At 59.5% G+C, this 12265-nt stretch carries 9 protein-coding genes and 1 pseudogene; 2 read left to right on the top strand and 8 right to left on the bottom strand.

Features of this window, described 5'->3' with window-relative positions:
* Positions 1 to 476: 476 nt before the first annotated feature.
* Complete coding sequence (locus GA0061102_RS07035; protein ID WP_092845331.1) at positions 477 to 782, top strand: hypothetical protein; 306 nt, start codon at positions 477 to 479, stop codon at positions 780 to 782.
* 643 nt (positions 783 to 1425) lie between these two features.
* Here GA0061102_RS07035 and GA0061102_RS07030 read toward each other — a convergent pair.
* Positions 1426 to 3210, bottom strand: coding sequence for a trimethylamine N-oxide permease (locus GA0061102_RS07030; protein ID WP_092845329.1), 1785 nt, complete (start codon positions 3208 to 3210; stop codon positions 1426 to 1428).
* A gap of 244 nt (positions 3211 to 3454) precedes the next feature.
* On the opposite strand from GA0061102_RS07030, the gene GA0061102_RS07025 reads away from it, so the two are divergent.
* Positions 3455 to 5824 carry a trimethylamine N-oxide demethylase gene (locus GA0061102_RS07025; protein WP_092845327.1) on the top strand — a complete coding sequence of 790 codons (2370 nt, stop codon included), beginning with the start codon at positions 3455 to 3457 and terminating at the stop codon, positions 5822 to 5824.
* Here GA0061102_RS07025 and GA0061102_RS33850 read toward each other — a convergent pair.
* The 7 genes and pseudogenes from GA0061102_RS33850 to GA0061102_RS06990 all read right to left on the bottom strand — a co-directional run.
* A complete protein-coding gene (locus GA0061102_RS33850; RefSeq protein WP_092845325.1) occupies positions 5821 to 6420 on the bottom strand; it encodes a methyl-accepting chemotaxis protein in 600 nt (199 codons plus the stop codon). The two genes, GA0061102_RS07025 and GA0061102_RS33850, sit on opposite strands and share 4 nt — an antisense overlap.
* Before the next feature lie 117 nt (positions 6421 to 6537).
* Positions 6538 to 7875: an NAD(P)-binding domain-containing protein gene (locus GA0061102_RS07015; protein WP_092845323.1), complete on the bottom strand. Its 1338-nt coding sequence runs from the start codon at positions 7873 to 7875 to the stop codon at positions 6538 to 6540.
* Positions 7876 to 7942: 67 nt separating this feature from the next.
* On the bottom strand, positions 7943 to 8983 hold the full coding sequence (locus GA0061102_RS07010; protein WP_092845321.1) for a heme-dependent oxidative N-demethylase family protein: 1041 nt from the start codon (positions 8981 to 8983) through the stop codon (positions 7943 to 7945).
* Between the two features lie 29 nt (positions 8984 to 9012).
* Positions 9013 to 9978 carry a PDR/VanB family oxidoreductase gene (locus GA0061102_RS07005; RefSeq protein WP_092845319.1) on the bottom strand — a complete coding sequence of 322 codons (966 nt, stop codon included), beginning with the start codon at positions 9976 to 9978 and terminating at the stop codon, positions 9013 to 9015.
* A complete protein-coding gene (locus GA0061102_RS07000) occupies positions 9975 to 10580 on the bottom strand; it encodes a dimethylamine monooxygenase subunit DmmA family protein (protein WP_092845317.1) in 606 nt (201 codons plus the stop codon). Before GA0061102_RS07000 ends, GA0061102_RS07005 begins: the two co-directional genes overlap by 4 nt.
* 10 nt (positions 10581 to 10590) lie before the next feature.
* A complete protein-coding gene (locus GA0061102_RS06995; protein ID WP_092845315.1) occupies positions 10591 to 11724 on the bottom strand; it encodes an aminomethyl transferase family protein in 1134 nt (377 codons plus the stop codon).
* Between the two features lie 112 nt (positions 11725 to 11836).
* Positions 11837 to 12265: pseudogene (locus GA0061102_RS06990) on the bottom strand (bifunctional methylenetetrahydrofolate dehydrogenase/methenyltetrahydrofolate cyclohydrolase); the annotation flags it as partial.

Genomic DNA, 12265 nt, shown 5'->3' with positions numbered 1-12265 from the left:
AAAAAGTGTGATTTTCTGCCCGAGACCGTTCCATCAGCCTAGTTTGGCGGTGCCCGCGAAGGCTGTTCTCTTTCGTCTGTTCAGAACCTGCACCGGATGCGGGAAGACACTGTGGCACGCGGACGTCTCACCGGCAGTTTTGACCAAAGTGGAAGATAGCCATCCACCTCACACGGCTGTTCGAGCGCCCGCCCTGCGCCGGACGTCGCCTGCTTGCCGCTAAACGTTTCGAGGGGTGCAGGGACTGAACGGGGACTAGCCTGGGGTTAAATTGCCTGTTGATAGTTTGCGCCCCGCTCTCTTCGGCGGAGCTATGAGCCACATCAGTAGCGGCGTTCCGCCGATGTTGAGGAGATTCCGAGTGATCTCTCGATCGAAAAGCCAATTGATAGCGGATGGGTTGTTCAAAGTTTGAGTTGACCCTTTTCGATGACAAGGCGACACTCGCAACCTGCAGCAAGGCAGGAGGAAAAGCGATGGAAGAACCAGACCGCTGGCGTCACATGGCAAGCGCGCCGAAAGACGGCAGTCGGATCCTTGTCACGATCCGCCCGTCCGAACAGGGGCCGGCAGAAGTTGATCTCGCATATTGGTCGCATGGCGATCAGTTCGGTACAGAAGGCTGGCGCGCCTCCGATTCCTCGCCCGGCCACATCATCGAATATGCCGAGCCGGAATTGAAGTGCTGGATGCCGATGCCTTCGGCCAATCCCAATCGCACCTCGATGCCCTCGCCTTGGGAAGGCGGCGACGCCCAGCAGCTCGACGGATCAGGGATTTAAGAGCTCGCGCCGCCATGTCGCGCAGATTCGATGCGCGGTGAGTGGTAAAATCAAAATCGAGTGGAGCTATCCACAACCGTTCTTCGCGATGGAAATACAAGCGCATCGAGTTGATGCGAATTCCATACCGGACGTGGAACAGCAATGATCTACGTTACCCGCGATGACGTCGAGAAAATGTCAGTGGCTGACAAGATCGTCGTTCTCAGCGGCAACAGGGTTGAACTGAAAACAAGTGGGAACAATGGTTAAACTTCGGCTCACGCGCTGGGATCCGAATGCTGGCGAGCCGGCGTGATATGGCTGGAGAGGAAATGGTCCAGATAGGCCGCTCAAATGCCAATGCTGTCGGGGCAGCTGATAGTAAGCATTTGGACGGAGGAACTGTCATTCAGCTGAATCGAACGAACCTCCGACGACAACGATGAATTTCGCGCTTGAATGGCGGTGATCGCTCGTCGCAGTCGATTTTGCCATCCCAGGCGACGGGCTGAGGTGTTGCGCCAGCAAATATTATCGAGACTCGACACTTTCCATTTAGCTCTAACTTTGGGGGCGGAGTCGCCGCCGCTTCTAAGATCTCCTAAGAGTCGCCCCGCCGTGGCTCGCCACAGCGGGGACAGCTAATTTCATCCGTCTTTTTCTAAGCCGGCAACTGGAAGGCCCAATTGGCAATCAGTACGATGGCTAGGCCGCCGACCAAGGCCAGGTACGGCAGAATTCCTGCTTTCTTCACGCCCAGATCTTGGCCGACAAGACCCAGATCGTCCATGGCGCCGGCCGGAAACTTGCCGCCGTCACGGACATAGTGCCTGTAGGCGAAAACCGGCAGGATCAATGCGGCAAAAGCAAAGCCTATCCAGAGTGCGTTCGCATAGCCCCAGACCTTGGCGCCGGCACCGAGGAAGAGCGCATTGACGAAAGCGAGAACGGTGTTGAGGCCGATCAGCCAGGAAGGTGCCTTCCACGGGCGCTCTACATGGCCGGAATCCATGCGGTGGATCCAACCGGAGTTAAGATTGAGGAAGTTGAAGATGATGTATCCGACGTTGGAGACGGCGAGCACGAAGAAGTAGCCGCTGGTGTCGGACGCAATAGCGAGAAGCGAGAGGTTGAAGGCAAAATCCGTCCACATCGCCCTGGTCGGTGCGCCATGCTCGTTCACATGGTCGAGATACTTCGGCAGCCAGCCGTCCTTCGAGCCCTGATAGAGCGTGCGGGACGAGCCGGCCATGGCTGTCATGATGGCCAAAAAGAGCGCCATGATCATCAGGATGACAAGGAGCTGGGTGACGACGCGGCCGGCGCCGATCAGGCCGCCGAGCGCTTCGGCAACGCCGGTGCCGTCGACGATACCGGGCGCCAGCATGCCTGCATGGCCGAGCACGCCCTGGAAGGCGAACGGCACGAGGAAGAAGAAGATGCAGCAGGCAAGACCGGAATAGAAGATGGCCTTGAAGGTGTCCGTCTTCGGGTTCTTCAGTTCCCGCGTATAGCAAACGGCCGTTTCGAACCCGTAGGTCGACCAGGCTGCAATATATAGACCGCCGAGGAAAAGCGTCCAGCCACCATTGCTCCATGTCCCGTCCGTGCCGGCATAGGCGGCGGTCGGCGGCAGCAAGCCGGTGACGTTGCTGGAGGCGATCTGGCCGCTGACGATCGGATAGATACCGATGATGAGCAACGGCACGAGGACGATGATCGCCAGCCACTTCTGCACGCTTGCCGTCTCGGAGATACCGCGATGCTGGATCGCGAATATGACCAGCATCAGGATGCCGCCGATGAAGAAGGTGGCATTGATGTTGGCCGTGGCAAGGAAGGGAATGTTGAAGCTGACGAGCGACCAGTTGCGAATGGCAGGCGTGAATGCCGCAACGCCATCAGCGCTCAGAAGCGCTTTTACCGCATCTTGCGGAGAGGTGCCGGCATGCGCAGCGATATATTCTGCGACCCTCGGGCTATCGGCGGTGATAGACGTCGCATGCGCACTGATCCAGCTGAGAACAGCTTGCGAATCCGCCGCCGGGATCGGGAAAAAGGCATTGAGAATATAGCCGGCTGCAATGGCGCAGCCGAGCGACAGGACCGGCGACCAGGCAAACCAGTTGCACCACACCGAAAGCGGAGCGATGAATTTCGAGTAACGCAGCCAGGCCGTCGCACCATAAACCGAGGCGCCGCCCGACTTGTTGCCGAACATGCCGGCAATTTCCGCATAGGTAAAGGATTGCAGGAACCCCATGATCATCGAAATGATCCAGACGACGAAGGCGAGTTTGCCCGTCGTGCCGGCGATGCCGCCGATGGAGAAAAGAACGAGCGGCGGCACACCTGCAGCCACCCAGAACGCGCCCTTCCAGTCGAGCGCGCGTATAAGTTTACCCTCGGTGCCAGCAGAAACGCCGGCGTCCACAATATCCGTCATCGGTGATATTCCCCATCTTTGTTCCGGACGTATCTCTCGTACGTCTTCCTGAACGTGCCTCCCATGGCATTGCGGGCTTGCTGGAGGTTTTCGAGAGCCGCGTCTGTGCGCGGATTTCCAGAGGCAAGACCTTTATGCATAGTGAAGATATTTTCTTTTTAGTCAACATCACTTTACTTTCCGGCGGCATTTTGTCAGCATGATTCCGGTGTGGTGAGGCACATCATTTTCCCGAGAGGGCTACATGCGAGATCTCCATCCGCCGATCGCCGGAATACGGCCCATTTCGGTAAGTACTGTTCGTTATCCAGGCATTCCGACGCTACCACACGACACGGAACGCTATCGTTGCAAGGGGGGCGGAACGCTGGTCGTGCGTGTGGAGCCGGGCGACCGTGCGACGCTGAGCGACTGCGAGGGCGGTCAGGTATGCGAGCTCTCCTTCCTCGACGAGAAGGGCCGTTTTCAGTCCGCCGGATTGGGCACCGCCTTCACCTGCGCCGCCGAAGGATTGAAATCCATCCTGTCCTCCAAGGAGGAAAGCGCTTCGCGCGTGCGTGCGGCATTGCAGCGGCGCGGCGCCGATCTCGCCTCCGCAGGGGCGCTGCGTGTCTTCGGCCAGGCTTCGCCACCGGGCAGCACGGCAGAATTTACCATTGCTCTGAAAGGTCTGCTGATCGTCTGCGCTCCGGGCGCGCCCATGTCGCCCGAGGCGCAGGACACCGCAACGCCGTTGGAAATCAGGATCCGGCGCACCACGATCCTGCAGGACTACACCTCTGCCCTGCCCGAACCCTTGGCCGACCCCATAGAGGATATCCGCATCAGAGCGGCAACCGCCTCGGCCTATTTCGTTCGCGCCGGAGAATTCATCCAGATCATCGACGTTTACGGGCGGCAGTGCACGGACTTCCAGGCCTTTTCTGCCCGCAAGGTGGACAAGGGGCTTGATCTTGCGCTCGACTCCACCGTCACGCGCACCCTGCTCGGCCGCAGCTATCCAACTCCTGGTCTGCCATCGAAAGCTTTCGACCGGGATTTCGAACCGCTGGTGGAAATCGTCCAGGATACGGTCGGCCGGCACGACGCCTTCGCCACGGCCTGCAATTCACGCTATTACGATGATATTGGCTATCCCGGCCATGTGAACTGCACCGACAACTTCAATGCGGTACTCGCTCCTTACGGCATTCCCGGCCGCAAAGGCTGGGAGGCACTCAACTACTTCTACAACACCAACGTCGATCACAATAATCAGCTTTATCTCGACGAACCCTGGTCGCGGCCGGGCGATTATGTGCTGATGCGCGCGCTGACCGATCTTGTTTGCGTCTCCTCCTCCTGCCCCGACGATATCGACGCGGCCAACGGCTGGGATCCGACCGACATTCATGTCCGCACCTTTTCCGGCAAAGAGAAATTCACACGAGCGGTGGCCTATCGCATGACCCCTGACGCTGACCCCGAACTGACGCGGGAAACCGCATTCCATTCTCGCCTTTCAGCCTTGACGCGGGATTACACAGAATATCGCGGCTTCTGGCTGCCGAACCGCTTCTCCTCCGAAGGACCGATCGAGGAATATTGGGCCTGCCGCGAACGCGCCGTCGTCATCGACCTCTCGCCGCTGCGCAAGTTCGAGGTGACCGGACCGGACGCGGAAGAGTTGCTGCAATATTGCCTGACCCGCGATGTCCGCAAGCTTTCGACCGGCCAGGTCGTCTATTCCGCCATGTGCTACGAACATGGCGGCATGATCGACGACGGCACGCTGTTTCGTCTCGGTGACAAGAATTTCCGCTGGATCGGCGGCGATGACTATAGCGGCATCTGGCTGCGCGAACAGGCGGAGAAGAAAGGTTTCAAGGCCTGGGTCCGCTCCTCCACGGACCAGATGCACAACATCGCGCTGCAAGGCCCGAAGAGCCGCGACATCCTGAAGGAGATCATCTGGACGGCGCCGCGCCAGCCGACGATCGGCGAACTCGAGTGGTTTCGTTTCGCGGTGGGCCGTATCGGCCACTTCGAAGGCGCGCCGGTCGTTGTCTCACGCACCGGCTATACCGGCGAGCTCGGCTACGAGATCTTCTGCCACCCGAAGGATGCTTCGGCCGTCTTCGATGCCGTCTGGAAAGCCGGCGAGCCATTTGGGCTGAGGCCCATGGGTCTGGAGGCGCTCGACATGGTGCGCATCGAGGCAGGCTTGATCTTTGCCCATCATGAATTCGACGATCAGACCGATCCCTTCGAGGCCGGTATCGGCTTCAGCGTGCCGTTGAAATCCAAGCAGGATGATTTCATCGGCCGCGAGGCGCTGATCAGGCGAAAGGAAAATCCGCGCCACCTGATGGTGGGGCTCGATGTAGAAGCCAATGAGGCGGTCGGCCACGGCGATTGCATCCATATCGGCCGTGCCCAGATCGGCGTCGTCACCAGCGCGACACGCTCGCCGATCCTCGGCAAGACGATCGCACTTGCCCGTGTCGACGTCACGCATGCGGCGGTAGGCACCAAGGTCGAAATCGGCAAGCTCGATGGCCACCAGAAGCGGTTGCCGGCTACGATCGTGCCGCTTTCCCACTACGACCCGCAGAAGACGCGGCCACGCTCCTAGTCTGTCTTCCTCTGCGCGTTCGAGATCGCGCGCGCGGCTTCTTCTGAAGAGTTTGCAAGCGAGCGCATTTCCGCGGCCAAGACCGCAAAACCGGACCCTGCCGTTCCGGCTCTTGCGGCCTCGATGCCGGCATTGACCGCAAGGAGCTTCAGGTAGCGCAGCGACTGCAGGATCTCGTTGGTCTTGGAAGCTGTGACCCGCATGCCCGAGGTTTGCTCGTCGATACGCTGATAGAGCGACTCGATGTTGATGATGCTGCCCTCGAGATAGAGCAGCTCCCCGGCCTCGTCCCAGACGCCGCCGCCTGTCTCCGTCACCCAGACGAGATGGCCGTCGCGGTGACGGATCCGATATTCCATCGTCCAGTCCGTGCGGCTCTCCAACGCCCTGCCGACGACCTCGTCCATGAGTGGAACATCCTCCTCGTACATGATGGAGGTGAAGGTCCGCGCGCGGTTGCCGACGATCTCGTCGACGGGATAGCCGAAGATGCGTTCGATGCCGTCGGTCATGTCAAGCATCGTGTAGTTCTCGTCAGCACGGCAACGATAAAGGAAGCCGCTCATGCGTCCAAGGACGCTGGTTTGAAAATCCATGAAGGCCGTACCCGAAGGAAAAGTTGCTGATCAAATTGCTTCATCTCAACTCAAACAGGCCGGCAGGGATCGGCTTCAGCCTCCCCTGCCGGTTTACGCGGAAATGTGCCGGGCGCATCAGTTGCGCAGATATTCTTCCATCGAGTCGTCGAGCGCATCGACCCAGGGCGTATGGTGTTTCGGCGACATATTGCCGGTCATCAACGAGCGATAGGCGTGGTCGCGGAAGCCCATGATATTCTCCGCCTTGTGGTGCTCCCATTCCATGAAAGTCTTGTTCGTGCCTTCGATATCGAAGCTCGGATAATCGGTCTCGGCGAGCAATTCCTTCACATAGTCGCCCTGGTACCAGATCATCTGCTCGGCATCCTCGAGCGTTTCCTCACGCGCACGCCACTTGTCGAAATTCGCCTGCAGCTCGTCTTCCGGCGGCAACTTGATGCGGCCCAACATGACATCGCGCGCCCACCAGGCCTGCACGTCGAACATGTTGAAGGTGTAGAACTGATCCTGCATGCCGATGTAGAACAGCTGCGGATTCTTGTCGAAGATCACGCCCTTGTAGAGATGATCGGCCCAGAGGCGGTTGGCCGTCTTCAGCCGCAACTCATCCGGCAGGAACGGAAAATGATGGTGATAGCCGGTGCAGAGGATCAGTGCGTCGACCTCCTTGGAAGAGCCGTCGAGGAAGTGGGCCGTCTTGTTCTCGAGCCGCGTCAGCAGCGGCCGCTCCTCGAAATTCCCGGGCCATTTGAAGCCCATCGGCTTGGAACGATAGCTCGTCGTGACCGATTTCGCGCCGTATTTCCAGCATTGCGAACCGATATCTTCGGCTGAATAGCTGCGGCCCACGAGCAACACGTCTTTGCCCTTGAATTCCACCGCATCGCGGAAGTCATGCGCATGCAATACGCGGCCGTTGAAGGTCTTCACGCCTTCGAAATAGGGAACATTCGGCGTCGAGAAGTGGCCGCTAGCGACCACGACGTAATCGAACTCCTCGTCATACATCCGGTCCTGGGCGCGATCATGCGCCGTCACGGTGAACTTCTTCGTTTCCTCGTCAAAGCGCACCATGCGCACGGGGGTGCTGAAACGCACCCATTTGCGCACGTCGGCTTTCTCGACACGGCCCTTGATATAATCCCAGAGTACGGCGCGCGGCGGATAGGAGGCGATCGGCTTGCCAAAATGCTCTTCGAAAGAATAGTCAGCAAATTCCAGGCATTCCTTGGGGCCGTTCGACCAGAGGTATCGATACATGCTGCCGTGGACGGGCTCGCCATATTCGTCGAGGCCGGTGCGCCATGTGTAATTCCACAGCCCACCCCAGTCGGACTGCTTTTCGTAGCAGACGATTTCCGGAATCTCGGCACCCTTCTGCGCTGCCGATTGGAAGGCCCGCAACTGGGCAAGCCCCGAAGGTCCGGCACCGATAACGGCAACTCTTGTCATGAAGCATTCCCCTTCTCGATTGTATCGAATTTTTATCGCATGCGGTCGTTCGGCCCGGCGGTCGGGATCAATCCGGGAAAGTGCCGGCGCTGGTCGGCGCCCCGTCGTCATATTTCGAAAGCCAGTCGATCGTCATCTCGCGGAAGCGGGTGAGGCCCTTGTAGTCGATGAGCTCCGGCGGCAGGGTGCGCAGCACGCGCGGGAAGCGACGCGCCCATTTCGGCACGGTCACGAGCTCGTTCATGTTCATCAGGTAACAGCGGATGACGAAGAGAATGGCGTTCGAGCGCGGCAGGCGCCAGAGGCTCTGCAGTTCGACGCGCAGATGCACCTTCTCGCCCACATTGTCCGGCGTCACCGTGGTGCGGTCCGGACCCCACTTCGGATAGTTTTCCGGGCTGGTATCGAGACGAGGATTGATCGTCATCGTCCAGTTGAATCGGCGTGTCGGCTTGCCCTGCTGCAGGTTCAAAAGGAATTTCAAGGCACGGTCGAAGACGCCGATCTGGTGGGCGAGCGGTACCGGCCCATGCCACTCCATGAAATTCATGCCGATGTCGAAATCGAGCGACCAGTCGGCCTGGGTCGTCACCATGCCGGCATCCATCCAGAGATTGCTGTCGCGCTGGTCGACGATACAGAAATCGCCCTGCGCCTGGCGGGTGATGTACTCGAAGGGTTCGTAAGGCAATGTCGACGCATCACCGAAGGTAAAGGTGTCGTCGATGCCGAGCGGCCGGTTGATCCAGCGCCACTGATCACCGTTCTTGGTGAGCGTGAAGTGCTCGGGATAGCCGGCGGCCTGCTCCTCCATCAGCAGTTCCAACGTATCCCACTGGGCCGACATCATATGCGGCAGCGCCTGATAGCGCAGCGGATCTTCCTTCAGCACCAGCGCCCTGTCATGCATTTCAGCGACGTAGTGTTCGTCGACATCGATCAGGCTTTCGTAGATCGTGTTCTTCTGCCCCGTCACATGCGGTTCCATGTTGACCGAGTACATGTACTCGTCGCGATCGAACGGGAACGGAAAGCGCCGGATGTTTTCCGGACTGTTGCGATAGCTGAAATCGTCCCGGAACGTTTCCTGCTTGAAGGCGATTGCCATGTCCGTTCTCCTGGGTATCGGCCCGATGCCTAAAGGTCGAGATGCAGTGCGCTTCCCTCGAAACGGGAAACGCAGATCATCACCTTTCGGCCGGAAGCCTTTTCTTGTTCGGTCAGATAAACGTCTTGGTGCAGAAGCTTGCCGTCGCAGACGGCAACACCGGTCTCGCATTGCCCGCAGGCGCCGCCTCGACAGAGGAAAGGCGCGTCGACGCCAGCTGCCTCGATCGCCTCCAGCATGCTCTCATGATGGCCGACGTGAACAGTTTTGCCGGAGCGCGTCAGCTCGATCGAGAAAGGCTTGCCGGGCTGCGAGGACAGGAAGCGCTCGGAGTGCAGGTTCTGCTCTGGCCAGCCGGCCTCGATACCCGTTCTCAGCACGCCGTCGATCATGCCTGAGGGGCCGCAGACATAGAGATGCGTGCCGAGCGGCTGGCTTTCGAGGAGACGGGCGACGGGGATGAAATTGCGGTCTGCATCGCAATAGATCTTCACGCGCTGCGAGCCATATTGTTCGACAAGCTCGCGGCAATAGGCTCCGCGATCCAGCGAACGCACGGCATAATGCAGCTCGAAATTGACCCCCTCGCGCGAAAACTGCTGCATCATCGCGATGAAGGGCGTGATGCCGATGCCGCCGGCGATGAGGAGGTGCTTGCGGCCGCGCCAATCCGGCTGAAAAAGATTGACAGGATAGCTGACTTTGAGTTGGTCGCCCTCCCTCACCTTCTCATGCATGAAGGCCGAACCGCCACGCGAATCCTCGACGCGCAGCACGCTGATCTCATAGGCCGAACAATCATGCGGCGGCGACATCAGCGAATAGGCATTGCGCCTCATGTGCCCTTCGTCGTTCATCGAGACGATCACATGGGCGCCGCCGGAGAAATATGGCATGGGCTTGCCGTCGAGGCGCTCGAAACGAAACCGCTTGATGCGCTCGGCAATGGGAGTGACCTTCGCAACGCGGACTGGGATTTCCGTACCACCGCTCATAGGAACAACTCCTCGGGATCGGGCGCACTGCCGGGCTCTTCGGCGTCGATGTTGACGCCTTGGAAGGCACCGAGGCGACGCGAATAATGATCGCGCACCAGAAGCGGAAGCCCGCAATGGCTGCAGCTGAACGGACTGTGGGTGACGTCCTCGGTGATGCCCTTGCAGTGGACGCATTGGACTCGGCGCGCCAGCGAACCGCGATGCTCCGAGATGATCGAGGCATGGTCCATGCCGTAATCGAGCGCCACCATCATCGCCTGGCCGATGAAGCCTTCCGTGCCGGCGATATAAAGCCGCGTCCCCATATGGGCCGTCGAAAGCGACCCTTTCAGACGAAAGAGCAGCGTTGCGATGGTCGGCGCCGTGAAGAACATGTCGGCGCCGAGGCTACGCAGGGTCTCGTCATGGCCCTTGCCCTGCGAGCCGCGCGCGACATAGAGGATTTCGCTACGCGACAGGATCGTGTCGTCGAGCGCGGGCCTGTGATCGAGAAGAGCATGAGCGCCCTCCCCTTCGAGAACGAAGAGGTGCCGGCGAGCATGCGGCTGGATTGCGAGACCATGGTAAACCGGCCGGCTCTTGATGCCTTCGACAAGCATGAGCGCCTCCTTAGCCGATGGCCGTCCTCTTCTTCTTTTCCGGATCGTCGAATGGCAGGGTATGGGCGATGGCGCTTGCCTTCAGGCTCTTGCCACGCACCTCGAGCTTGGTGCCCTGCACCGCCTTGTCGACATCGAGACGGGCGATGGCCATCGATTTCTTGGTGAGCGCAGAATAGCACGGGCAGGTAATGACGCCGACTCGTCTGCCATCGGCAAAGACTTCGTCGCCGAGATCGGCCGGGCCATCGGCATCGATCAGCATGCCGAAAATCTTGAAGCGCTCCTTGCCCTTGAGGCGGGCATGTTCCTCGGCACCCCTGAAGCCGGTCTTGCCGGGGCTGACGGTAAAGTCGAGGCCGAGTTCCCAGAGGCTGTCACCGGGAGGCTGATCGGCGAAAGGATACATCTGCGAGTTATCATAGGGGTAGAAGAGCAGATAGCTTTCGACGCGCAGCATATCGAGGACGCTGAAGCAGCAGGGAATGATCCCCATCTCTTTGCCTTCCGCGACGATGCGATCCCAGACCATCGGCGCATCCTGGCCACGCACGAAGATTTCATAGCCGCGCTCGCCGGTATAGCCGGTGCGCGAGATCATTACAGGAGCGCCGAACAGCGTCGTCTGCATATGATGGAAATATTTGAGGTCGCGGATCCCGGGCACATATTTGGCGAGATAGTCAACCGCGATCGGACCCTGCAGCGAGAGGTCGTGCAGATCGTCGTCGAAGAGGACAGCGCAGTTGCGGCCGGCAGCCTGCTTGACGAGTTCCTCGTGGCCGGAGCCCGAGCCGTGCACCAGCATCCAGGAATTCGGTCCGGTGCGATAGACGATGCAGTCGTCGGTGAAATAGCCGCGATCATTCAGCATCGCGGCATAGACCGAGCGGCCGGGATAGATCTTCGACATGTCGCGGGTGGTGATATAGTCGAGCACGGCGATGGCGTGCGGGCCGACCAGATGCACCTTTTTGAGGCCGGAAACGTCCATTAGCCCGGCCTTGGTACGGATCGCGACATGTTCGTCCGACATGCCCTTCTCGTAGGTCCAGGCGGTTCCCATACCGCTCCAGTCTTCGAGTTTCGATCCGAGAGCACGGTGCCGGTCCGCCAAGGCGGAGAAACGCCATGATAATGCCATTTCGTTCCCTCATTTTCTTGTATGGAATATTTATTTCCTGACTATAGTCGTCTTTCATGCCTTGGCAAGCCGATCCGAATGGTTTTTTGTCATCACTCGGAGGGCATTTTCTTCAAAACTTCGGCGGCTTTCTGTTGGCTGCGCGATGAGCTGCAATGACGGTATTGGCCATCAGCATGGCGATCGTCATCGGTCCGACACCACCCGGAACCGGCGTGATGGCCTTGGCGACTTCGGACGCCTGTGCAAAGGCGACATCGCCGACCAACCGGCTCTTGCCCTCGCCGCGCTCGGGTGCATCAATACGATTGATGCCGACGTCGATGACCGTCGCGCCCGGCTTGATCCAATCGGCCTTGACCATCTCCGGCCGGCCGACGGCCGCCACCAGAATATCCGCACCTCTTGCGACGGATGCGAGATCCTTCGTGCGCGAATGCGCCGTCGTGACAGTCGCATTGGCATTGAGCAGCAATTGCGCCATCGGCTTGCCGAACAGGTTGGAGCGGCCGATGACGGCGGCGTTGAGGCCCGACAGGTC

This window comes from Martinezella miluonensis, from assembly GCF_900094545.1.
GTDB classification, from domain to species: domain Bacteria; phylum Pseudomonadota; class Alphaproteobacteria; order Rhizobiales; family Rhizobiaceae; genus Rhizobium; species Rhizobium miluonense.
Note: the sequence above shows the minus strand (reverse complement) of the source record. Positions and strands in the feature narration are given on the sequence as shown.

Excerpts from the sequence above, each read along its gene's own strand:
- GA0061102_RS06995 (WP_092845315.1), bottom strand. The coding sequence starts at position 11,724 with ATGGCATTATCATGGCGTTTCTCCGCCTTGGCGGACCGGCACCGTGCT.
- GA0061102_RS07025 (WP_092845327.1), top strand. The coding sequence starts at position 3,455 with ATGCGAGATCTCCATCCGCCGATCGCCGGAATACGGCCCATTTCGGTA.
- GA0061102_RS07000 (WP_092845317.1), bottom strand. The coding sequence starts at position 10,580 with ATGCTTGTCGAAGGCATCAAGAGCCGGCCGGTTTACCATGGTCTCGCA.
- GA0061102_RS07005 (WP_092845319.1), bottom strand. The coding sequence starts at position 9,978 with ATGAGCGGTGGTACGGAAATCCCAGTCCGCGTTGCGAAGGTCACTCCC.
- GA0061102_RS07030 (WP_092845329.1), bottom strand. The coding sequence starts at position 3,210 with ATGACGGATATTGTGGACGCCGGCGTTTCTGCTGGCACCGAGGGTAAA.
- GA0061102_RS07010 (WP_092845321.1), bottom strand. The coding sequence starts at position 8,983 with ATGGCAATCGCCTTCAAGCAGGAAACGTTCCGGGACGATTTCAGCTAT.
- GA0061102_RS07035 (WP_092845331.1), top strand. The coding sequence starts at position 477 with ATGGAAGAACCAGACCGCTGGCGTCACATGGCAAGCGCGCCGAAAGAC.
- GA0061102_RS07015 (WP_092845323.1), bottom strand. The coding sequence starts at position 7,875 with ATGACAAGAGTTGCCGTTATCGGTGCCGGACCTTCGGGGCTTGCCCAG.
- GA0061102_RS33850 (WP_092845325.1), bottom strand. The coding sequence starts at position 6,420 with ATGGATTTTCAAACCAGCGTCCTTGGACGCATGAGCGGCTTCCTTTAT.